21 protein-coding genes are annotated in these 22,862 nt (G+C 63.0%); 9 read left to right on the top strand and 12 right to left on the bottom strand.

Annotation, left to right across the window (positions count from 1 at the left end; all coding sequences use genetic code 11):
• Positions 1-25: 25 nt before the first annotated feature.
• The 4 genes from flgE to flgB form a co-directional block, all read right to left on the bottom strand.
• Positions 26-1,237: a flagellar hook protein FlgE gene (gene flgE, locus C404_RS35415; RefSeq protein ID WP_021193467.1), complete on the bottom strand. Its 1,212-nt coding sequence runs from the start codon at positions 1,235-1,237 to the stop codon at positions 26-28.
• 50 nt (positions 1,238-1,287) lie between these two features.
• A complete protein-coding gene (locus C404_RS35410) occupies positions 1,288-1,953 on the bottom strand; it encodes a flagellar hook assembly protein FlgD (protein ID WP_021193466.1) in 666 nt (221 codons plus the stop codon).
• A gap of 37 nt (positions 1,954-1,990) precedes the next feature.
• Entirely contained in the window at positions 1,991-2,398 is a 408-nt protein-coding gene (gene flgC, locus C404_RS35405; RefSeq protein ID WP_021193465.1) for a flagellar basal body rod protein FlgC, read from the bottom strand.
• 198 nt (positions 2,399-2,596) lie between these two features.
• Entirely contained in the window at positions 2,597-3,052 is a 456-nt protein-coding gene (gene flgB, locus C404_RS35400) for a flagellar basal body rod protein FlgB (RefSeq protein WP_021193464.1), read from the bottom strand.
• 685 nt (positions 3,053-3,737) lie between these two features.
• On the opposite strand from flgB, the gene flgA reads away from it, so the two are divergent.
• From flgA to C404_RS35380, 4 genes are all read left to right on the top strand, one after another.
• A complete protein-coding gene (flgA, locus tag C404_RS35395; RefSeq protein WP_021193463.1) occupies positions 3,738-4,628 on the top strand; it encodes a flagellar basal body P-ring formation chaperone FlgA in 891 nt (296 codons plus the stop codon).
• A gap of 122 nt (positions 4,629-4,750) precedes the next feature.
• On the top strand, positions 4,751-5,080 hold the full coding sequence (gene flgM / locus C404_RS35390) for a flagellar biosynthesis anti-sigma factor FlgM (RefSeq protein ID WP_021193462.1): 330 nt from the start codon (positions 4,751-4,753) through the stop codon (positions 5,078-5,080).
• Between the two features lie 121 nt (positions 5,081-5,201).
• Positions 5,202-5,663: a flagella synthesis protein FlgN gene (locus C404_RS35385; protein ID WP_021193461.1), complete on the top strand. Its 462-nt coding sequence runs from the start codon at positions 5,202-5,204 to the stop codon at positions 5,661-5,663.
• 450 nt (positions 5,664-6,113) lie between these two features.
• The gene (locus C404_RS35380; protein WP_031328887.1) at positions 6,114-6,827 is read left to right on the top strand and encodes a LuxR C-terminal-related transcriptional regulator; all 714 of its coding nucleotides are present in this window, start codon (positions 6,114-6,116) and stop codon (positions 6,825-6,827) included.
• 114 nt (positions 6,828-6,941) lie between these two features.
• On the opposite strand, the gene C404_RS35375 is transcribed toward C404_RS35380, so the two are convergent.
• The 3 genes from C404_RS35375 to C404_RS35365 form a co-directional block, all read right to left on the bottom strand.
• Complete coding sequence (locus tag C404_RS35375; RefSeq protein WP_021193459.1) at positions 6,942-8,006, bottom strand: porin; 1,065 nt, start codon at positions 8,004-8,006, stop codon at positions 6,942-6,944.
• A gap of 516 nt (positions 8,007-8,522) precedes the next feature.
• Complete coding sequence (locus C404_RS35370) at positions 8,523-9,251, bottom strand: GntR family transcriptional regulator (RefSeq protein ID WP_021193458.1); 729 nt, start codon at positions 9,249-9,251, stop codon at positions 8,523-8,525.
• Positions 9,252-9,335: 84 nt separating this feature from the next.
• Positions 9,336-9,626 carry an H-NS histone family protein gene (locus C404_RS35365; RefSeq protein ID WP_021193457.1) on the bottom strand — a complete coding sequence of 97 codons (291 nt, stop codon included), beginning with the start codon at positions 9,624-9,626 and terminating at the stop codon, positions 9,336-9,338.
• Positions 9,627-10,560: 934 nt separating this feature from the next.
• Between C404_RS35365 and C404_RS35360 the strand changes: the two genes are divergently transcribed.
• Positions 10,561-13,194 (top strand): putative bifunctional diguanylate cyclase/phosphodiesterase, encoded by a 2,634-nt coding sequence (locus tag C404_RS35360; protein ID WP_021193456.1) that lies wholly within the window; start codon positions 10,561-10,563, stop codon positions 13,192-13,194.
• Between the two features lie 63 nt (positions 13,195-13,257).
• Here C404_RS35360 and C404_RS35355 read toward each other — a convergent pair whose 3' ends face one another.
• The 5 genes from C404_RS35355 to C404_RS35335 form a co-directional block, all read right to left on the bottom strand.
• A complete protein-coding gene (locus C404_RS35355) occupies positions 13,258-13,461 on the bottom strand; it encodes a hypothetical protein (protein ID WP_021193455.1) in 204 nt (67 codons plus the stop codon).
• A 460-nt stretch (positions 13,462-13,921) separates the two neighbouring features.
• Positions 13,922-14,539, bottom strand: a complete 618-nt coding sequence (locus tag C404_RS35350; protein WP_031328886.1) for a nucleotidyltransferase family protein — start codon at positions 14,537-14,539, stop codon at positions 13,922-13,924.
• Positions 14,539-14,973 (bottom strand): organic hydroperoxide resistance protein, encoded by a 435-nt coding sequence (locus tag C404_RS35345; protein ID WP_021193453.1) that lies wholly within the window; start codon positions 14,971-14,973, stop codon positions 14,539-14,541. Before C404_RS35345 ends, C404_RS35350 begins: the two co-directional genes overlap by 1 nt.
• A 120-nt stretch (positions 14,974-15,093) precedes the next feature.
• Positions 15,094-17,337, bottom strand: a complete 2,244-nt coding sequence (locus tag C404_RS35340; protein WP_031328885.1) for a xanthine dehydrogenase family protein molybdopterin-binding subunit — start codon at positions 17,335-17,337, stop codon at positions 15,094-15,096.
• A 20-nt stretch (positions 17,338-17,357) separates the two neighbouring features.
• Positions 17,358-17,816, bottom strand: coding sequence for a (2Fe-2S)-binding protein (locus C404_RS35335; protein ID WP_021193451.1), 459 nt, complete (start codon positions 17,814-17,816; stop codon positions 17,358-17,360).
• A 620-nt stretch (positions 17,817-18,436) separates the two neighbouring features.
• Between C404_RS35335 and leuA the strand changes: the two genes are divergently transcribed.
• The 4 genes from leuA (at position 18,437) to C404_RS35315 (ending at position 22,860) form a co-directional block, all read left to right on the top strand.
• The gene (leuA, locus tag C404_RS35330; protein WP_021193450.1) at positions 18,437-20,149 is read left to right on the top strand and encodes a 2-isopropylmalate synthase; all 1,713 of its coding nucleotides are present in this window, start codon (positions 18,437-18,439) and stop codon (positions 20,147-20,149) included.
• A 136-nt stretch (positions 20,150-20,285) separates the two neighbouring features.
• A complete protein-coding gene (locus C404_RS35325) occupies positions 20,286-20,672 on the top strand; it encodes a four-helix bundle copper-binding protein (protein ID WP_021193449.1) in 387 nt (128 codons plus the stop codon).
• An 18-nt stretch (positions 20,673-20,690) separates the two neighbouring features.
• Entirely contained in the window at positions 20,691-21,167 is a 477-nt protein-coding gene (gene cadR / locus C404_RS35320; protein WP_021193448.1) for a Cd(II)/Pb(II)-responsive transcriptional regulator, read from the top strand.
• Between the two features lie 76 nt (positions 21,168-21,243).
• Positions 21,244-22,860, top strand: a complete 1,617-nt coding sequence (locus tag C404_RS35315; RefSeq protein WP_021193447.1) for a DUF4139 domain-containing protein — start codon at positions 21,244-21,246, stop codon at positions 22,858-22,860.
• Positions 22,861-22,862 lie beyond the last annotated feature (2 nt).

Here is a 22,862-nt window from a genome sequence, read left to right as displayed (position 1 = left end):
GATGGCTGTCAGGACAATCCAGTGCTTACATGGTCACCAGCGTCTGCAGGATGGTGTCCTGCGTCTTGATGGTTTGCGCATTGGCCTGGTACGAGCGCTGGGCAATGATCATGTTCACCAGCTCGGCCGACAGATCCACGTTGGATTGCTCCACCGCCGACGACTGCAGCAAGCCGAACGAACCCATGCCCGGCGTGCCCAGGTTCGGGGCGCCCGAGTTGGACGTTTCCACCCACTGGTTGCCGCCGATGTTCTGCAGGCCTTCCGGTGCCTTGAAGTTGGCCATGGCAACCTGACCCAGCACGGCGGTGCGGCCGTTGGAATAGCGTGCAGTGATGGTGCCGTCGGTACCCACCGCGTAGCTGGCCAGGCGACCCGTGGCATAGCCGTCCTGCGAAACGCCGGGGGCGGTGTCGTTGTAGCCGCCGCCGTATTGCGTGGTGCCGGTGAAGTCCATGTTGGCGATGCTCATGCCGCCAAAGGCCACGGCAACCTTGCTGGGGTTGGTGGTCAGTGCACCGCTGGCATTGAAGGTCAGCGTAGAGACCGGGTTACCGCCGGTCGGGTTGTTGCCATCGACCTGCGAGTACACCGCCCACGTACCAGGGCCCGTATTCACGTAGTAGTTGGTCAGCATGTGGGCCGTGCCCGTGCCGTCGTACACCTGTTCCGAAACGGAGTGGTTGAACGTGGCCGAGTTGGTGGCCGAGAACGGCGTGGTGGTCGGCGGCGTGGCGGCAGCGTCAAGGTTCACCCCGAACGCGGTGTTGGTGGTGGCCAGCGGCGCCAGGTCATTGACCGGAATCTTCAGGTTGGTCAGCACGGCGGTGTTGACCTTGCCGGTGTTATCCACACCGTAGCCGGTCAAATTCTGGCCGGTGGCGGAGATGATGTAGCCGTTCTTGTCGGTCTGGAACTGGCCGTTACGCGTGTACGACACCTGACCGCTGCTCGCGTCCACCATGCGGTAGAAGCCCGTGCCGTTGATGGCGATGTCCAGCGGGTTGCCGGTGTTGGTCACGTTGCCCTGCGTGAACGACTGCGACACCCGGGTCACGCTCACGCCCTGGCCGACCTGATTGTCGGTAGCACCCACCAGCGAACGTGCGTACACGTCGCCAAACTCGGCGGTCGATTTCTTGTAGCCGACGGTGTTGGCATTGGCGACGTTGCTGCCGATCACGTCGAGGTTTTGAGAGGCGGCATCGAGACCGCTCAGGCCTTGCTGGAATCCCATAGTGTTCTCCCGAGAATAGAAATGCGGCGGGCGTGTCTGAGACGGGCCCGTTACTGAATAGAAGCGACGTCAGACAGCTTGGCCGTCCCGCCGGATGCCAGCACCAATTGCATCGTGCCGTTGTTGATGGTCACGCCGGCCACCTTGTCGGTGCCCAGCGCGTTTGCCGTGGTGGTTTGGCCGTTGAGCGTGGCCGCAGTACTGATCGTGTAGTTGCCGTCGGCAAGCTGGTTGCCCTTGTCGTCCTTGCCGTTCCAGGTGTAGTTGCCGGAGCCGGCCGTCATCTGGCCCAGATCAACGGTACGCACCGCAACCCCGGCCGCATTCTTGATGGTGACGACCACGTCATCGGCGCCATTAGGCACCGAGATGCCAAAGTTGGCCTTGCCGGACGCCAGCGTGAGGTTGGACGACGGCACCTGCACCGTCCGGCCGATCATCGATGAAGCCTGCGTGGCAGCGTTCTGCGTGAGCATGCTGGACATCGTAGTGTTCAACTGCTGGATCCCGCTGACCGTGTTGATTTGCGCGAGCTGCGTGGTCATCTGCGAGTTGTCCATCGGGTTCAGCGGATCCTGGTTCTTCAACTGCGCCACCAGCATCTGCAGGAACGTGCTCTGCAGATCGGTACCGCTGGTGATCGCCAGGTTGTTGCCGGTGGTCGTGCTCGTGGTACCGGAGGTACCCGTGGTGCTTGTCGTGGAGCTGACGGTCATAGTCGTATCTCGCTTAGGAGGCTTGAGCGGGTGCCGCTTACTGGCCCAGGGTCAGGGCCTTGGCGGCCATCGTCTTGGTGGTGTTGGCGACTTCCACATTGGCCTGGTACGAGCGCGAGGCGGAAATCATGTTGACCATTTCTTCGACCGGATCCACGTTCGGCATGGTCACGTAGCCATCGGCATCGGCCAGCGGGTTGCCCGGCTGGTGCATGCGCTTCATGGGGGTGACGGTGTCTTCCACCACGCGGTCGACCGACACGCCCGTGGCGTAGTCGTCAGCCCCCTGCTCGGGCGAGAACACCACCTGCTTGGCGCGGTAGGCGGTGCCGTTGGGCCCCGTCACGCTCTCGGCGTTGGCCAGGTTGGAGGCCACCACGTTCATGCGCTTGGACTGCGCGGTGAGCGCGCTGCCAGCCACATCCATCACCTTGAATAGCGACATGTTGGTTCCGCTGTCTGAATACTGTTTGCTGTTGCCGGATCGGTCCGGTGTTGTGTGGGCGCTCTCCGGGCCAGACTGCCTGGCCCGGGGCGCCGCATCACTCCCGCCCCTCTTTCGTCGCGCCCGAGACTGCGGCGCGATCGTCCTACCCTGTCTTGCTCTGTTCTGCTCGGTCCTGCTTTGTCTTGCTTTGCCGCGCTAGCTGTTCTGAATGGCCGCCAGCATCGACTTGATCTTCTGCGTCACGATGTTCAGGTCGGCCTCGTAACGCACGGTGTTGTCGGCAAAGCGCATGCGCTCGCCGTCCATGTCGACCGTGTTGCCGTCAATGGAAGGCTGCTGCGATGTGCGGTACTGCACTTCGCCCTGCAGCGACTTGGCCTGCTGCGAGAGCGAGGCCTGCATCAGCGTCACATCACCGGCAGGTGCGCCGTCCGCCGTCAGGTGGCCGGACGCCGTGGCCGTCATCGGCAGCGTGTTGCCGCTTTGCTGGCCGACCGCCTTTTGCAGCGCCGACTGGAAATCGAAGTCGCGCGCCTTGTAGTTGGGCGTGTCGGCGTTGGCAATGTTCGAGGCCAGGATCTGGTGCCGCTGCGAACGCAACTGCAACGCCTTCTCCTGAAAACCGAACAACTGATCCAGCTTGTCGACCATGTCTGTCATTCCTCGCGCGTGGCGTCTTGTTGGTGCCTGAACTGGCAACCCCGCCGCCGCGTTTGTTTGGTATTCCGAATTCCGTGGGTTGGAGAAGCAGGCATCGGCAGCCCCTTCAAAACCGCCGATGCCGTCTCCAGAACCGCTGTATTGCTGAGTTGCCGTCATGCAGCCTCAGTGGAGAGGGCCTTGTCTGCGGATCCGGGGGCCGGCCGGGAAACCGACCTTCCGGGGCAGGCCGCGCGGCAAATGGAACGGCACCGCGCAACGCCAGGGACTTCACCACGTTGCAAAGTCTAGGGGCCACCTGGCAAGAGCATTCGTCCGAATAAGGGGGGGATTGGCCGACATTTCCGCATTTGGCCCTCCCGCGCGCGTGGCTACACTTCACCGGACTCTGGAGCGTGTCATGCACTCTTACGGGAGATGCGTTGTTTCCAAAACGCGTGCTGGGTAGGCACGGACGGCTGCCAATGGTTGTTCCATTGGCGGGTGGCCGTAACACCCCCAGCGCGTGTTTTGGAAACAACCCAAAGGGAATCCACCCAAAAGGCCGCATGGCGTCGTTGCGGCCTCCTTGTGTGGAATCACCACACGGCGTCGGCCACGCCTAGCCCTGCGGCCTTTTGGGTGGATTCGCACTCCCGTAAGAGTGCATGACACGCTCCTAGATGGAGGGCTTTCCATGTCCACGCGGTTTGCACGTAGCGCCCACTACCCGACCTTTGCCGTTGTCCGCCGCCGCGGCGCCACGGCAATGCCGTTGGCCGCACGCCGGCGCACGCTGCTGCTGGCCCTGGCGCTGGGCGTCCTGGCAAGCCTCGCCCATCCGTTCCCGGCACACGCGCAAAGCATGATGCGCGTCGGCTACGCGCCGGCAGCCACCAACATGCCGATGCCGGCCCAGGCCGCACAACCCGCCACGACCACCGTCCAGGGCCCGAACGCCATCCAGATGCAGATCCAGCAGCAACTGCAGTCACAGCTGGACATCCTGGGTGGCACCAATGACGCTGGCGCACCGCGCGCCTCGGTGGAAGTCGGCCCGGTCGATCCACGCGTGGCCAACCAGCCGTGTGACCAGATCGACCTGATGCTCCCGGCGGCCAACCGCCTGCGCGGCCGCATTCAAGTTGGAGTGCGCTGCAAATCACCGCACGCCTGGGCGGCGTGGGTGCCAGCCACCATCCAGATCACGGGGACGTACTACGTGGCGTCGCACCAGCTGTCGCCGGGCAAGACGCTCGACATGAGCGATCTGGAAGCACGCACGGGGGACCTTTCGCTGCTGCCACCGTCAGTCGTACAGCAACCCGCCGACGTGGTCGGGCGTGTATTGGTAACCAGCGTGGCGGCCAACCAGCCGCTGCGCGCCGAAAGCCTGCGCTTGGCAATTGCCGTGCAGGCCGGCCAGACCGTCAAGCTCGTCGCCGAAGGCGGCGGCTTCCAGGTGACCAGTGACGGCCGGGCCATGAACCAGGCAGCCGTGGGTCAGGTGGCGCAGGTGCGCACGGCCAACGGCAACGTCGTCTCCGGCATTGCGCAGTCCGCCGGTGTGGTCGCGATCCAGTTCTGACATCGATTTGATATCAATCGATCACACGCACACTGTGATGCGCTCTCAATACGCCTCGCTAAAGTTTGGGTCGGGGTTGGCCGATATGGGTGATAGGATGAACGCGCTCTTCGGAGACACCCGTGAAAATCAACCATATCGTCAACAACACGCCGGCCATTGCGCCGACCAAGGACGCAGCGTCCGGGTCGACGCGCGCGACCGGCTCGTCCTCGGTGGCCACGACGGCCACGGGCACCACGCGCCACAGCGACCAGGATTCAACCGTGCCTTCGCTGTCGGTCCATCAAGTTTCGCGCCAAGTGGGCAGCGGCGACTTCAACGCAGCACGCGTCGAGCAGATCCGCAGCGCCATTCAGAATGGCACGCTCAAGATGGACGCCGGCAAGATCGCCGATGCGGCGCTGTCCGACGCGCATTCGCTGCTCTCGGCACAAAGCAAGAAGGTCTGACGGGAGCCTCCCGTCGTCCGTCCCCCATTTCTCATGACGCCGCCAGCCCGCTTGGGCTGATCGCGGCGGGGCGGTGTGCCGGCCGGCGGCTGCCCAAGCTCCCCAGCTAAAGGTCGCCAACATGGACAACACACTGCTGATCCGCACCCTTGCCGACGAGCAGGAACTGCTGCGCGCCGCCACCCAGACGCTGGAAGCCGAGGCGCAAGCGTTGCGCGACGGCGACATGGTCGAGCTCGAGCGCGTCACCCAGACCAAGCAGAAGCAGCTCACCGCCCTGGGCGAAGCTGACCGCGAGCGCCGCCTCTGGTGGGCACAGCACGGCGGCGCCGATCCGTACGGGCTGGTCAAATACCTGCGCACCGATGAAACCGCTAGCCGCCTGTTCGACGAGAACCTGGCCCTGGCCCGCACTCTGCGCCAGCGCAATCTGGATAACGGCACCCTGATCGATCTGCGTCTGCGCGCCACGCAAAACGCGCTGTCTGTCCTGCACGCTGCCAACAACGGCGGTGGCACGCCCTACGGCCGCGACGGCAAGCAACCGCTGTCGATGCCGCGCTTCTCGGTCGTCGCCCAATAAACCGCAGGGCCGTCAAAGACGGCCGAACGCCGGTTTACGTTTACGTCAATGGGTTTGAAGTGGGGCTAGCTGCCCCTGCCTGATCCTGCTATCTATAGGGGGTCTGGCACACCGCCAATCGGGGTAAACAAAAAGGTTTACATCCCATTGATGGGTGCAACAAGCATGCTGGGGATTTATTCTGCCGATTTTGGCGGGGTATATCCTCCGCGCCTGGCGACATAAACAAGAAAACCGGAAAGAAATCGCGCCTGAATGGCATGCCAAGGTTTCGGCCCGGCGGCACCGCACCTGGTGACTGCTGGTTGAACGGGGAAACATACCGAAACCGCGCGTCATTGCGTTTCTACCAGCCACGCCTGTATCAATTTGGATCTCGCCGGTCCAAATGGGCGACGGCCGGCCATATTCCGGAAATGGGCAAACAACCATAACCAGACAGGCGGCGCAGTGAAATCGATCGTAGTTGAGGCACACCCCTTGGTGCGTGCCGGTGCGACCCACGTTTTACAATCTTTGCCGGCCATTTCCGAAGTCGTCAGCGTCGACCCGGACGAGGCCCTATTTGAAAATCTCGCGGCGCATGCGGACGCCGAACTGGCCCTGATCGGCCTGCCACTGCCGGGCATCGACGATCTTCCGGCGCTCTCCCGGTTGCTGCAACAGCCACATCCACGGCACGTCGCCGTACTGGGTGAAAGCGATTCAGCCGCACATGTGCGCGCGCTGATGCAATTGAATGTCTCTGCATATCTGCTGAAAAGCTATTCAGGCAAATTGATTGCAGCCGCATTGGAATTGGTACTCGCCGGCGGCCGTTATGTACCGGCTTCCATTGTGCTTGCCCGGCCAGATGCGCAAACAGGTGGCGCCAAGGGCAGTGACGACTGCGCATTATTGGGACTCACCCAACGCCAGTACGAAATCCTGGTTCTGCTTTCGCGCGGCCATCCGGTCAAAACCATCAGCCGCATGCTCGGCATCTCTGAGGCCACAGCCAAGGCGCACATCAACGCGCTATATCGTCGCCTGGAAGTCCGCAGCCGTACCGAAGCGGTATTCGTCGCCACCCAGCGTGGCGCCATGCTGCTGAATCAGCCGCAACTCGTGGCTGAGCCTGCCACGTCTTCCTTGGCGCCCGTACGCATCGCGCGTACCGGTTGAACGCCCGACCCCACTCGCCTTCCACAAGCAAAAAACGGCGCCCGGAACCCCGGACGCCGCTGTAAATGCCCACCCGCGCTGTCGACACGCGGGGGTGACAAGGAAAGCGCAGGTTTAGAACTTTGCGCGCATGCCCACGCCGAAAGTATCAGCCGAGCTCAGGTCGGACACCTTGTCGCGGAAGTACGCGGCATACACATCCGTGCGCTTGGACAGCGAATAGTCGTAACCAATGGCCCAGGTGTTGCGCTTCACGTCTGCAGCGCCCGAGGTCTTCGTGTAGGCGTACGAAGCCAGCACACTGCCCGGGCCGACCGGAATCGACACACCCAGTTGGCCGCCGTTGCTCTTCGCATCACCCGTGGCGATCGTGTTCTTGATGTACTGGTACTGACCGTACAGCTTGACCACGCCAAAGTCATACGACGCACCCAGCTGCGTTGCAGTCTGGCGCTGGAAACCCGCCACCAGTGCATTCAGGTCGCCCGGGGTGGCATCGAAGCGCACCTGTTGGAAAGCGGCGGTGGCTGCAAAGTTGCCGCGGAAGTACAGGAAGCCCGCGCCAAATTTGTTCTGGCCGTTGTGGCCAGCCTGCTCACCCGCACCGTACATCAGCGTGCCCGTGAAGCCATTGATGTCCGGCGTGCTGTACAGGATCGAGTTGTTCCAGCCCGAATCGCCCACCAGACCCGAGATGCCGGCTGCGCCCGTGCGGCCGTTGCCCAGGTAGGTGTGGAACACCATCGGCGAGAAGGTGTACGAATCGCCGAACGGGTTAAACAGGATCGTCGAAACGAAGTACTGCGGCGTATTGCGGCCGAGCTTGATCGAGCCCCAGGTGTTCGACTGCAGACCGACGAACGAATTACGGGCGAAGAACGTGTCGCCATCAAAGCGGCCGCCCTTGCCGGTGTCAGGGCGGAAGAACGCTTCCAGCGTGAAGATGGCCTTCAAACCGTTGCCCAGGTCTTCGCTGCCCTTCATGCCCCAGTACGACGTGGACATGCCGCCCGAATTGACAACCGCTGCGCGGTCAGACGCGCCCAGGTTCTTGGTCATGCCGGCCCAGGCATCCACCTGGCCGTACAGCGTGACGGACGATTGCGCCTGGGCCGCACCTGCGGTCAGACCGGCGGCAGCAGCCAGCGCGGCCAGCTTGAAACATCGCTTGAGTTGCATCGTTGATTTCTCCCTCTTCTGGTTCCGTTGTGTTGAATTCGCTTCACAGAGGCAGGTGGCTCGCCTGCCCTGCTGAGATCGCCGCGAGTGAATGCAACAGCCGTGCCAATGCGCCGTCAGCATGCTGAGGTGTCACAAATGAATACGTTTTCGCGGGAAGGCGCGCAGACTAGCTTGAATACCCCTACCAGACAAGTCCCAACACAGGGGTGTGTGGCGCCGTTTCTGCACCGTGCTGGCGCAAGTGCAGAGAGCGTGTCATGCCCTTTTACGGGAGTGCGAAACCCACCAAAAAGTCGCAGGGCAAGGCGTGGCGAGCGCGGTTTGGCAAGCCAAATAAGCGAGCCGCAACGCGGCCATGCGGCTTTTTGGTGGGTTTCCCGAAGGGTTCGTTTCAAAACGGCTCGCGTGGGGTGTTGCAGCCCTTGCCCTTGGAACGCCAAGGGCGGCGGTCTGCGCCTACCACGCAAACCGTTTTGAAACGAACGCATCTCCCGTAAAAGGACATGACACGCTCTAGTCGTTTTGCAGGACGCGAATGTCTACCTCGCGCGTATAGCGCTCGGGGGAGAAATCGCAATACGTGAGGGAGATCGGCACGTCAGCCACGCTGTAGCCGATCCGGCGTACGCGCACCAGCGGCACGCCTGCGGACACGTCAAGCTGGCTGGCCTGATGCGCGTCAGCCACGCATGCCAGCGGCGCCTCGCGCGAGCGCGCGATGGTCAGGTTGGCCCGCTGGAAGACCTGCACGAACAAGCGGTCTTCAAAATCGCGCGCCTCGAGCATGGCCGCCAGCCGTGACGTCAACCACGTGCGCAGCAGCATGATGGGCTTGCCCTCGACCTGCGCGCGGCGCTCCACAAATGCCACCTGCGCGCCAACCTCCAGACCGAGCGCGGCCGCCACCGTCTCATCAGCCCGCTCCAATTGGAATGCGCTGACGCTGTAGGCGGCGCCGGGCACGTACTCCAACGCCGCATCGGACTGACCCGGGGCATACAGCACAGGACGATGCGGCCCCACCCGATCGAGCACCACGCTACGTTGCCCGCGCGAGCGCTTGAGCAACCCACGTGCGGCCAGCTCATTGAGCGTGCGGCGCGCGGTCAGCCGCGATACGCCGTAGCGTTGGGCGACTTCGTTTTCGCTGGGGGCAACGCTGCCGGCCGGCAAGGCGCCATGCAGGATGTCGAGCCGGATGCGATCGGCCAGTTCGAGGTATTTGGGGAGGCGGGGCGTCATGTCGACGTTATAGTCAGGAACGCTCAGGCGCTCCAACAAAAACGGCCCACCGGTCTGGTGGGCCGTCGTACCGAAAGGGGCAAATCAGGCGATCAGGAATTTGTCGCGGTTCTTGCCGATCCAGGCCGGTGCACGGCCACGGCCAGACCACGTTGCGCCCGTCTTCGGATCGCGGTACTTCGCCGGCACGGGTGCCTTGGCACCAGCACGGCGGCCGCGGCGCGGTGCCAGGCCCAGGTCTTCAGCCGTCAGGCCGTATTCGGCAACCGTTTGACGCACTTGCTGGATAACGGCTTCCAGCTCTTTGGCGCGGGCGGTTTCGATCTGCTCTTCCAGCTTGGCCTTTTGTGCAACCAATTCCTTGTATGTCGCCATATGCGCTCCCAATAAATTCTGTTGTGGGTCAGATATTAGTTCAATTGTATTCATAACTGAAATGAAATTTCAACGGTTTTGATCGCGCACCGCGGCTTGCCGCAAGTGCACCAAAAGCGGTCGAATCAAATCAGGCACACCGAATGCTCAAGATTCAACCAGAAAGTCAGATGGATGCATTCTTCTGGTATACGCGATCAGACGAGACTGCAAACCTGCAAGCACTGCATTTCAGTGCCATCACATTAGCAACTGCCGTTGGGTCCTGCAATTCCCGAGGCCAATTGACGCCAGTACATTGCTGGCGGCTGGCTGTGCCACCGCCTATCAAGCTACGTGGCGACCTGGCATTGGCACCGCATTGCTTCACCACCCTGGAGGGATGTTTGATCGTCGCTAAAACCGCTTCAAAGCGATGACCCCTGCGGACTGATCGTTGGATACACCCACGATGAATCCATCCTTGCCCGTGTTTTACCGTTGGCTTTGCGCTTCGGCATGCCGGTACACCTGCTACTTACAGGCACAATTTTTTTCTTTCCATAACGTTCATCGGCCGCGTGAACACCTGTTTCGTCCTCACAATGCGAATCTGCCTCTTGATGTCAGCGCGCAGATTGGCGTGCACGCCTTGCCGAACCAAACGGCATTTCGCCGACAAGAGAAGCGCTTCAGATGCGGTATTGCAGGCTTGATCGAATCCGTATCGATCGGACCACCCTTTTCAGCGAATGCTGCAAACAACCGAGAACGTCGCAGACAAACCAAACATGCGGTGTGTTGTATAAATCACAAATCAACGATTTGCGCGACACGCAACTTTTGCGCATCATAAAAGTTGTTGTCCCGCCTCCGCAGGCTGGCTGCTGTTGCGTTGCCCGCGGACACATTGATTGCGTGGTATCTCGGGCAATACCATTGGTTGGAGCGTGGGATGCAAGACGAACTTTCCTACCCGCTGTCGGCACAAAGCCTGCCCGTTCCCCTCTATGTCGTTCTCGAAGGCCGCATCGTGTACGCCAATGCGGCCGGCATCAGCATGGTGCGCGCGCGCTCGGTCGATCAACTGCTCGGCGAGCCGTTCTCGCGCTTCTTTCAGGATGTGCCCGCCACGCTGAATGCGTACGCAGGCGCGAACGCCGATCCGCAGATGCCCGATACAGCCGCCACAGAGGTGGCTTCTGCTGTTTCTTTGGGCACATCCGAGGCACCGGTCAACGTCCGGCTGACTATCACGCCGACACGTTTCGATGGCCTGCCTGCACAGCAGATCGTGGTACACGGGTTGCCTTTGCCGCTCGACGCGCAGTTGCCTGGCAAGGCGGGCGAGCGCATTCTCAGCGCCGAGGCCATCGGCGCGGCGTTGCCGCACGAACACCTTGATCATCTGCTGTCAACGCTGCCGTCCGCGGCTTCGCTCGGGGAGCGCCTGCACGCAGTATTGCGCGCGCTCGAGGCAGCGCTGCCCACCGCGCTATGCATCGTGACGCGCGTGGTATCCGGGCGGGCGCGGTTGTATGGCACGCAAGCTGCCCGCGAACAACTGGTCGCGCCAGTAGCCGGCGAACTCGATGTTGAACTTGCGCGCATCGCGCCGCTGTTGAACGACGTAGCCCCCATTGAACTGATTCGCCAGTCCAATGCGCCGGCCGCCCTGCAGGAGGTACTCACGCGCGTGCTCGGCAAGGCGCTACCCGCTTGGCTATGCCGCATCCCCGCACAGCATGGTGGCATGACGTCGAGCGGTGACCTGCTGTGCCTGTTCTACCCTGCACCAGCCGCGACACGCGACGACGCTGCATTGCGTACCACGTGTGCCAGTTATGTCAGCGCGCTGGTCAAGCTGTTGCGCCTGGAAGGCGAGTACGCCCAAGCGCGTGACCTTCGAGATCAATACCGTCTGGTCGTCAACCACTTGAGCGAAGGCGTGCTCACGCTGTCCACCGACGGCCGCGTGCTGTCGTACAACCGCAGCGCGTCCGAGATCCTGCGCTTGTCGGGCGGGTCATGGAAGGGTCGCCCGCGCATGGCGCACAGCGACATGATGCTCGGCGAAGACGGCACCATCCTGCCGCGCGCAGCATGGCCCTCCACACTGGCCGCACGCACCGGACGCGCCATCAGCAACGTGGTGGTGGGCGTACCGACCGGCAACGGGCAGATTGTCTGGCTGCGCGAATCCGTGCTGCCGATGTTTTCACCGGACAGCGCCTCGCCGCATGCGGTGCTGGTCATCTTTACCGACATCACCGCGGAACGTTCGACCCACGAGCAACTGCGCCTGCTGGAAACGAAGGACTCGCTGACGGGCCTGCCCAATCGCGCGGCATTCATCGAACGGCTCGACGCGCGCCTGGCGCTGCCCTCCACCGGCCGCGCCGCGCTGCTCTACATCGGGCTGGACCACTTCAAGACCGTCAACGAGGCGATGGGCCACCACATCGGCAACCAGGTACTGAACCTGGCGGCGCAGCGCATTCGCGCCGAGGTCAGCCAGCGTGCGCTGCTGGCGCGCTTGGGTGGTGACCAGTTTTGCGTGGCCATCGACGACCCCGACACGATTGATGCGCTCGCCCAGCAGGTGCTTGATGCGCTGGCCAAGCCCTTTACCGGCGGTGACCGCGAACTGCACCTGTCCGCCAGCATTGGTGTTACGGCATATCCGGAAGACGGCAGTGACGCGGGCACACTGGTCAGCCATGCCGAGGCCGCCATGTACCGTGCCAAGGAGAACGGCCGCAGCCGCATCACGCGATACTCGCGTGCGCTCGAATCGCAGATGCTGCGCCGCTTCACCCTCAACGAACGCATGCGCCGCGCACTCGCGCGCGGGCAAGTGCGGCTGGTGTATCAGCCCAAGTACGCGCTCTCGTCGGGCGAACTGGTGGCCGTGGAAGCGCTGATGCGCTGGTCCGACACAGAACTGGGAGCGATTTCGCCCACCGAGTTCATCGCGGTGGCGGAAGAGTCCGGCTACATCCTTGAGCTTGGCCGCTGGGCGCTGATGCAGGCATGCACGCAGGGCCAAGTATGGGAGCGCAACTTCGGCTTCACGGGGCGCGTGGCGGTCAATGTATCGGCACGGCAATGCGATGCGGGCGTGATCGAACGCGATGTGGATGAAGCACTCAAGGCATCGGGCATGACGTCGTCGCGACTGGAATTGGAATTGACGGAGAGCGTGCTGTTGGCCGATCGCCTGTCGACGCAACGTCTGCTGACAAGCCTGGCCGCACGCGGCGTGCGCATCTCGCTCGATGACTTTGGTATCGGGTTCTCGTCGCTGTCGTACCTGCGCAGCCTGCCGATCCACAACATCAAGATCGACCGTTCGTTCATCAGCGGCGTGCCTGCAGTGGCCGACTGCGTGGCGTTGGCGAAGACCATCATTGCGATGGCGCACGCGCTGAACATGACCGTGACGGCTGAGGGCGTGGAAACCCCCGAGCAATCAGCCTTTCTCTCGACACACGCCTGCGATGAAGTGCAGGGTTTCCTGTTTGGTCGTCCGCTGGAAGTGCCCGCACTCGAAAGCCTGCTGCGCTCACTCAGCCGCGCGCAGGCATAAAAAACGGACCCGAGGCTTCCACCCCGGGTCCGTTTTCGCTTGAACGATGTGCGTATCGCCGTATCAGCGTGTCGATACGTTGCCCACCAGTCCGCCCAGCGCAGCACCGCCCAGGGTTGCGCCTGGGCCGCCGATCAGCGCAGCGCCAGCCAGACCGCCTACGCCCGCACCGATGGCGTTATTGCGTTGACGCGCCGTCATGTCGGCACAACCGGTTGCCGTCAACACCGTGGCAGCCGCCAGAAAAATCGTCAGTACCCGGACCATGTTCTTCTCCTTCAAATGCGTCGGTCGCGACACGAGATCGCCAGGATCGCCGTCGTCGCGTACCGGGAGTCTGGTCGAAGACCGCCTGACATTCTGTTTCCGGTTGTAATCAAACGTTGCAAGAAGCTCACCGCGTCAACCCGACGGGGTGTGCCAAATCCCCGAGCAATGCCGACCAAAGCCCGTCGCCACGCGGGTCGAACAACGTTTCCCACAGACTTATCCACATGTTCTGTGCATAACCCGACATGCCGTTAGCCTTTGGCATGACAACGGGCTTGACGGATTCCCGCAAACGTGTCGACAACGCAAAACGGGCACGCCTGGCGAAAGTTATCCACATCGGGTGCGGCCGTTACATCAGGCAACAAATCCTTGTGCGTCAATCGGTTGCGGCCGGTTTCGCAGGCAGTTTGGGCGTTGCTGTGAACAAATTGTGCAACTGCGAAGAAACAGGGCACTACGCCAGATCAGCGGGGGTATCGACATCGCGCAAGATGCCGGTGTCGTTGCTGTCAATGCGGACGAGTGTGGCGGGATCAATCAGGCGCCGCGCGCCTTCATCGCCGTCGAGCGCGGTCAAACCGGCGAAGAAATCGGCGCCAAAGCCGATGGGGTGGCCACGCTGCCCTGCGTGGAACGGCGCGACGCAGTGGTGCACGTCGAGCGCCTGCGCAACTTGAGCAATGGTCTCGGGGGCAATCCACGGCATATCGGCCAGGGCGATGACCCAACCGCCTGCGTCGGGACGTGCGCTCACGCCTGCCGCTAGGCTGGCTCCCATGCCGTTGGCCGCGGTCGGGCATCGCAAGACGTCACAACCAGCTTCGGCCAACAGCACGGCCAGTTGCTCAACCTGCGCGCCATGCGTAGCGGCGGCGGGCACCACGGCCACCACGTCCCCTACGGCCTGCAGTAGATGCCGTGCCGCCTGCACGGCGACAGGCGTGCCCGCCTGTGTACCGTCAGGCAATACAGCGAGCAACTTGTTTGCTGCACCCGCAGGGTCGAACCGGCTGCCGCGGCCCGCGGCCAGCAATACCCCAACAACAGCACCAGCAACGGGCCGCTTATGCATCAAACCACCTCGGTCTTGAGCGTGACTTCCACGTTGTTGCGCGTGGCGTTGGAGTACGGGCACACCTCATGTGCCGTGGCCACCAGCTTGTCAGCGTCGGCTTGCGACAGGCCGCCAACGCGCGCGGTCAGCCCGACCTTCAGACCGAAACCGCCTTCGGAGCGCGTGCCGATGCCCACGTCGCAATGAATCTCGACACTGCTCGGATTGAGCTTGAGCATGCTCTTGGCGACAAAGTCGCATGCCGAGCCGAAACATGCCGCATAGCCCGCGGCAAACAGGTCTTCCGGCGTAGTGGTGTTGGGCTTACCGGGGCCGCCCATTGCCTTCGGGACCGACAGGTCGTGCGAGACCTGGCCGTCGTCGGTTTGCGTGTGGCCGTTGCGGCCGCCTGTGGCGGTGGCGTGGGCGGTGTACAAAATGTTCAATGCCATAACGTGCTCCTCCGGGTGGATAGACAACACAAGCGCGGACGCAAGAAACCATCCGCTGAACAATAAAGCCGGCACACATTGCTGCATGCCGGCTCCAATCGCATCACGCGATGATGACAATTACACCGTGTCGAACGGCAGCTTGCGAAGGCGCTTGCCGGTCAATGCAAACACCGCGTTGGCCACGGCCGGCGCGATCGCCGGCGTACCGGGTTCGCCCAGACCAGTCGGGTTATCTTCCGACGGTACAAAGAACACGTTCACCGGCGGCGCGTCCGGCATGCGCACGGGCGGGTAGTCGGGGAAGTTGCTGTTCTTGGTCGCGCCGTTCTCGATCTCGATGGCAAAGCCCGGGGCAATCATCGCCAGGCCAAACACGCAGGCGCCTTGGATCTGCGCTTCCGCACCCATCGGGTTGACCACGCGGTTGGCATGCACGCCAGCCGTCACGCGATGCACGCGCGGTTTGCCCTTGTCGATCGACACCTCCACAACATAGGCCACCACCGACTCGAACGATGCGTGCACCGCCACGCCCCAAGCCTGGCCCTTGGGCAGCTTGCGTTTGCCGTAGCCGGACTTGTCAACGGCCAGTTGCAGCGCGGCGCGATGACGCGCGTGCTCCTTATCGGTCAAGCGTGCCAGCCGGAAGGCCACCGGATCTTGCTTGGCGGCGTGCGCCACCTCATCGACCATCGTTTCCATCACGAAGGCCGTATGCGTGTGACCAACCGAGCGCCACCACAGCACCGGCACGTTCACGTCCGGATGGTGCACCGTCAGCTGCAAGGGGAAGCCGTAGTCGTTCTCGATCACGCCTTCGACCATCGTGCTGTCAACACCGTTCTTGACCATGAAGGCCTCGAACGGCGTGCCCTTGAGGATCGATTGACCGACGATGACGTGATTCCAGCCGACCACCTTGCCGCTGTTGTCGACGCCCACATCCACGCGGTGCAGATGCATCGGGCGGTAGTAGCCGCCGCGGATGTCGTCTTCACGGCTCCAGATCACCTTGACGGGGCCACTATGGCCCGCGGCTGCATACGCCTTGGCCACATTAGCGGCTTCCACCACGTAGTCCGACGTGGTGATCGCGCGCCGGCCAAAGCCGCCGCCAGCCATCATCGTGTTCAGCTCAATCTTCTCGGGCGCCACGCCCAGCACCTTGGCGATCGCGCCCTGGTCGATGGTCTGGAACTGCGAGCCGACCCACACTTTCGCACCGCTGATCTTGCCGCCAGCACTCTGCACGTCAACCGTGCAGTTCAGCGGCTCCATCGGCGCGTGTGCAAGATACGGAAACTCATAATCAGCCTGAATACGCTTGGGCGCCGACTGGATGGCGCTCACGTCAGCCGGCTTGGCCACTGTGCCGGGTTGGCTGGCGAGCTTTTTGTAGTCCTCCATCAACGCTGGCGTCGACACCGTCGAGCCAGTGTCTTCCCAGCTCACCTGCAGCGCGTCGCGGCCCTGCTTGGCCGGCCAGTAGCCATCGGCAATGACGGCCACGCCCGTGCCGCCACGATCCGTCGGGATCAACAGCACATCGACCACGCCCTTCACAGCCTTGGCCGCTGCCGTGTCGTACTTGGCCACCTTGCCGCCAAAGCGCGGCGGGCGGGCCAGCACAGCTACCTTCATGTTCGGCAGGCGCGTATCGATGCCGAACTTGAGCGAGCTGTCGAGCTTGGCGCGCGCATCCAGACGCGGCGTGGGTTTGCCGACAATACGGAACTGCGACGGGTTCTTCAGCGTGACCTGCGCCGGCACTGGCAACGCCATGGCGGCTTGCGCCAGCTCGCCATACGTGGCGCGGTTGCTGCCCGAGGTGATCACGCCATTGGCCGTCTGGCACGTGGCAGGATCCACATTCCAACGCTGCGCAGCAGCCGAAATCAGCATGGCGCGTGCGCGCGCACCCAGCTCGCGGTATTGCTGGAACGAGTGGTTCAGCGCAGTGGAACCGCCCGTCATTTGGATGCCGAAGCCCGGGTCCTTGTACGGATCGCCCGCCGGCGCCAGCACGCCGCGCACGTTGCGCCAGTCGACGTCGAGTTCTTCCGCCAGCGCCATCGGCAATGCGGTGTGCACACCCTGACCAAACTCCAGACGGTTCACCGCCACGCTCACGGTGTTGTCCGGGGCAATGATGATGAAGGCCTGCGGGGGTGAAGGTGGTTTGGCCTTCGCGTCCTGCGCGCCCGCCAGCACCGGCGCAATGCCGAGTGCAAGACCGCTGCCGGCCAGCGAGGTGAGTTTCAGAAAGCTACGGCGATCCAGTGTCGCCACACCCGCGTCCGCAGATGCCGGTTGAGGGTGCGCGCCGCCACCAGCCAGTGCTTCAAGATTTCGAATACGCATCATGAATTCTCCGGTGGGGCTCAGGCCAGCGACTTCGCGGCGTCATGAATCGCCGCGCGGATACGCTGGTACGTCGCACAGCGGCACAGGTTGCCGGCCATCGCGCTATCGATGTCGGCATCGGTCGGCTTCTTCTTGCTGCGCAGCAGACCCACCGCGCTCATCATCTGGCCGCTCTGGCAGTAGCCGCACTGCGCCACGTCGTGCTTGATCCAAGCGTCGAGCACAGCCTTGCCGACCTTGTCATCGGCAATGTGTTCAGACGTGGTGATCTGCTGACCCGCCACCGCGGAGATCGGCAGCACACAACTACGCGTGGGCTGGCCGTTCAGGTGCACCGTGCACGCACCGCACGACGCAACGCCGCAACCGAATTTCGTGCCGGTCAGGCCGAGGTTGTCGCGCAGCGCCCAAAGCAGCGGCGTCGACGGATCGGCATCAACTTCCACCGGTTTGCCGTTGATGTTCAACGTGACCATTGTGGTGTTCTCCTTGTGGGGCATGAGGGAGTCTTACCGTTATAAAGCCGTTGATACAGCGGGCTGGCGGTATGGACGGGGTGTATTAAAGCAGGTTCGCTTACGTTTTGCTGGCGAGTACTTCACATTGAATTTCCGCCTCCGACGCGTGCTCCCGAACCGCCTGAATTCCGCCCAGGCAACTTGACAACGGCCCCCATCCGCCCGCAGTATTGAGAAATGCACTCCCAGCAGATCGCCCTTCTCACCGCTCAAGCTCGCACCCTCTCGTGCGTGCGCGGTCTGCTATCGCTATCCGCTTCCCTACTACGCGTGTAAGCGCGTAGACCTCTCTTTTCCCCCTCGTTCCGGTGTTTGACCGGTCCGTTGCGCAACAGGCGACGGACCTCGTCTGATGTGACGTCATCCGGTGATCCGTTCACCGATTTGGAGCCTTCCATGCCGACCTCGATCCTGCTTTCGCTACGACTACTGACCCGACTATCGCCCGGCAGCCAGACCACGCGCCCGTGGCTGTCTGGCCGCCACACCCGCAACGTTCACCCGGCCACGCCGGACGCCGCACGCGCGGTCGTCCCTGACGTAATCCACCGATCTCGATCTCACAGGACACCCACACCATGCTGAAGAACCCCGCCACCAAATACCGCCCCTTCCCCCAGATCGCCCTCGCCGATCGCACCTGGCCCAACAAGACCATCACCCGCGCCCCGATCTGGATGAGCACGGACCTGCGCGATGGCAACCAGGCCCTGTTCGAGCCCATGAACGCCGAGCGCAAGATGCGCATGTTCAAGATGCTCGTGCAGATCGGCTTCAAGGAAATCGAAGCTGCCTTCCCCGCCGCCTCCCAGACCGATTTCGATTTCGTGCGCGAGCTGATCGAAGGCGGACACATCCCCGACGACGTGACCATCGAGGTGCTGACGCAGGCCCGCGAAGACCTGATCCGCCGCACGATGGAATCGCTGCGTGGCGCCAAGAAAGCCATCATCCACGTCTATAACGCCACGGCGCCGGTGTTCCGCCGCACCGTGTTCAACACCGACCGCGACGGCGTCAAGCGCATTGCCGTGCAAAGCGCCAAGCTGATCCGCGAAATTGCGGAGACGATGCGCGAGACGCAGTGGACGTACGAATACACCCCCGAAGTCTTCAGCGGCACCGAGCTGGACTTTGCGCTCGAGGTCTGCAACGCCGTGACCGAGGTGTGGGCGCCGACGCCGGAGCACAAGATCATCGTCAACCTGCCGGCCACGGTGGAGATGGCCACGCCCAACATCTATGCCGATCAGATCGAATGGATGCACCGCAACCTGGCGCGCCGCGATTCGATCATCCTCTCCGTGCATCCGCACAATGACCGTGGCACCGCCGTGGCCGCAGCTGAGCTGGCCGTGATGGCCGGCGCCGACCGCGTGGAAGGTTGCCTGTTCGGCAACGGCGAACGCACCGGCAACGTGGACCTCGTCACGCTCGCGTTGAACCTGTACTCGCAGGGTGTCGATCCAGAACTGGATTTCTCGCACATCAATGACGTGGCACGCACGTGTGAGGACTGCACGCAACTGCCGGTGCATCCGCGCCATCCGTACGTGGGCGATTTGGTGTTTACGGCGTTCTCGGGTTCGCACCAGGATGCAATCAAGAAGGGCTTTGCTGTGCAGAAGCCCGATGCGCTGTGGGAAATGCCCTACCTGCCGATCGACCCGGCCGATGTGGGCCGTACGTACGACTCGATCATTCGCGTGAACAGCCAGTCGGGCAAGGGCGGCATCGCGTACCTGCTGGAATCCGGCTATGGCGTGGCGATGCCGCGCCGCCTGCAGGTGGAGTTCAGCAGCACCGTGCAGCAACTGACCGACGAAAGCGGCCGTGAAGTCACTGGTGCCGACATCTGGGCACTGTTTCAACAGACGTATCTGCGCGCGGACGGCGCCGTCGGCTATGTATCGCACCGCCTGACCGAACAGGATGACGGCAGCCAGCACATCCGCCTGGTGGTCAACATCGACGACCATGAGCACATCTGTGAAGGTACCGGCAACGGGCCGCTGGATGCGCTGGTGCATGCGCTGTCACACGTGCTGACGGCGCCCGTGTCGATCCATCACTACGAAGAGCGCGCCTTGGGCCAGGGCGCCAATGCCGATGCCATTGCGTTTGCAGAAATGGCCGCACCGGGTGTGGCGGGCAGCGTATTCGGCGTGGGTGTGGATGCCAATCTGACGACAGCGTCGATCCGCGCAGTGGTGGGTGGCGTGAACCGCCTGATCGCACGTGCCGGCAAGGGCATGCTGCGTCGCGGTAACGCCGAGGCGACCGTCGCCTGAGTTGTCTTAGGTGTAGGTCGGCCTCACGCAGTGGAGCGCCAGTTGCTAAATTGGAGAGATGCGGCACGGGGTACGCCCCGGCCCATCCCTTCCGAAGCGCGCAAGCGTGCACGCCCACTGCCACAGGAGAACTGACATGACCAATCGTCCGACCGCGAAAGACAATGCCAAGCGTTTTGCCAGTGTGATCCAGGCGCTTCATGCTTGCCAAACCGCTTGCGAGCATTGCGCGACGGAATCCGGCAAGAACGGCCACGCTGAAGTCATGGCGCGCTGCATGGGCCTGTGTACGGACTGCGCGGAGTACTGTGCCATTACGCGCCGATTCCTGGAGCGCAACAGCGAATTCGCAGAACTGCTGCTGGAAGACTGCGCCGAGATCTGTCATCAATGCGCGGAAGAATGCGATCATCACAGACAGGGCCATTGCAGTGCCTGCGCAACCGCCTGCCGCGCTTGCGTGGATGCCTGCCTGAAAGTTGCCGGCGTTGAAGCCGTCACCGCGGAACCGACCGTTTTCTAATCCCCTTTTTCAACGCATATGAAAATTGGCGAACTCGCCCAGCGCACGGGCATCAGCATCGAGACCATCCGCTTCTATGAAGCGCAGGGCCTGCTGCCGCCGCCGGCGCGCGCCGCCAACAACTATCGCGTCTACACACCCGAGCATGCCGAGCAACTGGCCTTCATTGCGAAGTGCCGGTCGCTCGACATGGCGCATACCGAAATCCGACGGCTGCTGGAGTTGCAGAGCAACCCGCAGGCCTCGTGCGAAGAGATCAACCACCTGCTGGACGACCACCTGCGCCACGTTGAAGCGCGCATTGCGGAGCTGACCGAACTCAAGCGCCAGATCGAATCGATCGGGCTGCGCTGCACGACGGCCGCATCCGTGGCGGAATGCGGCGTGCTGCAGTCGCTGCATGAGGAGCCGGTCGCCACCAGCCCCCACGGCCACAACCATGATCATGGCGAGGCCGAACACGCACATCGGCACATCCGCGGCGTGCATCGCTGACGGGCCATTCCTCTTGCCGAGCACGCCACTTTGACGTGCGATACTCGCCGCATTTCACGACATGTGGGTGGGGCGGATGAAGACGACACCGGCAACGCATTTTCTGCATCAGCAACGCATGGCACTCGGCGCGGTCACGATGGCCGCCGCTGCGGCAACGCAAGCCGCAACGCCATCACGCATCACCGATGTCACGTTGTATCCGGATAGCGCCACCATCGTGCGCACAACCACCGTTACCGCTGGTGCGCGCAGTGTCGAGCTGACTTGCCTGCCAACCACATTCGACGCCGACAGCCTGCGTGTTGAGGGCGATAGCGCCATCCGCGTGGGTGACGTGCGTGTGGAAACCGTGCCCAGTGAAGGCAGTGCTTGCGCAAAGACTGCCCTGGAGACACAAATCCGCACCCTGCAAGACCAGCGTGCCGCGCTCGACGTACAACTGCAGGCGAATGCGCTATCGGCCAGCTACCTGAAGGCGGTGAGTGAGCGTACCGGCGGCGATGGGCGCGCACCGGCCACGGATTTCTCCACGCTAGGCCGCGCCACCGATGCGCTGGCGCGTAACGCGCAGGAAGTCTTCACACGGCAAGAGCAACTGAAGAAGCGCTACGCCGAGTTGAAGGCGCAGCTCGATGCGCTGCAACGCACGCACGGTTCAGGCGCCGACACGCTGCGCACGGTTCGCATTGCCGTGGCAGCACCGCGTGGCGGCGAATTGCGTGTCAGCTACCAGACCGCGCGTGCGGGCTGGCGGCCGGCATATCAGGCAAGTGTGGATTCCGTGCGCGCCAACGTCATCGTCGAACGGCAGGCAACGCTTGCGCAATCGACAGGGGAAGATTGGCGCGGCGTGCGGTTGCGTTTGTCGACGGGCCAGCCGCGTAACACGCCACGCGGGCCAGAGCCCTATGCGTGGCAACTGGACATTCAACCGCCGCCGCAAGCGATGCCGTATCCGGCTGCGCCGGTTGCTGCCATGGCACCAGCGCCCCGAGCCAAGCTTGGCCGCAGCAACGAACCGCGAGAGGCCGACGAGGCCCCGCTGTTCGAGGTCAACACCGTCCAGACCGCCTTTGCCACAGAGTTTGAGGTGCCAGGTGCCGTGGAACTGCCATCCGATGCGCAGAAGGTGACCTTCACGCTGGCCAGCGAAACACTGCCCGCCAAGCTGGCCGCACGCAGCACGCCGCGCATGGACACCGCCGCTTACTTGATCGCCACCGTGGATCGCCCGCAAGGCATCTGGCCTGCCGGCAACCTGCAACTGCGCCGCGACGGTGCCGTGGTCGGCAATACGCAATGGAACCCGGCGGCCGACGATCAGAAAGTCACGCTGCCTTTCGGCCGCGATGATCTCGTGACCGTGGTGGTGGAAACACCCAAGACCTATCAGCGCAGCGTGGGCCTGCTCGACAACCGCAACGAGCGTCAGCTTGGCGCGCTCTATACCGTGCGCAACCGGCACCGCGATGCGATTGACGTGCAGATCCTGGAAGCCACGCCGGTCAGCCAGTCCGACGACATCAAGGTGCGCTCGACCTTCTCGCCGGAGCCCGCCAAGCGCGACTGGGAGCACCGCCCCGGTGTGATCGCGTGGGAGCAGACGATTCCGGCTGGACAGAGCGCCCGCTTCTCCGCCGACTACCTCATCACCTACCCGAAGGACGCGCGCGTCACCGGCCTGCGTTGAGC

The organism is Ralstonia sp. AU12-08, assembly GCF_000442475.1.
Taxonomy (GTDB): Bacteria; Pseudomonadota; Gammaproteobacteria; order Burkholderiales; family Burkholderiaceae; genus Ralstonia; species Ralstonia insidiosa.
The sequence above is the reverse complement of the archived record's forward strand: the minus strand, read 5'-3'. Positions and strand labels throughout refer to the sequence as shown.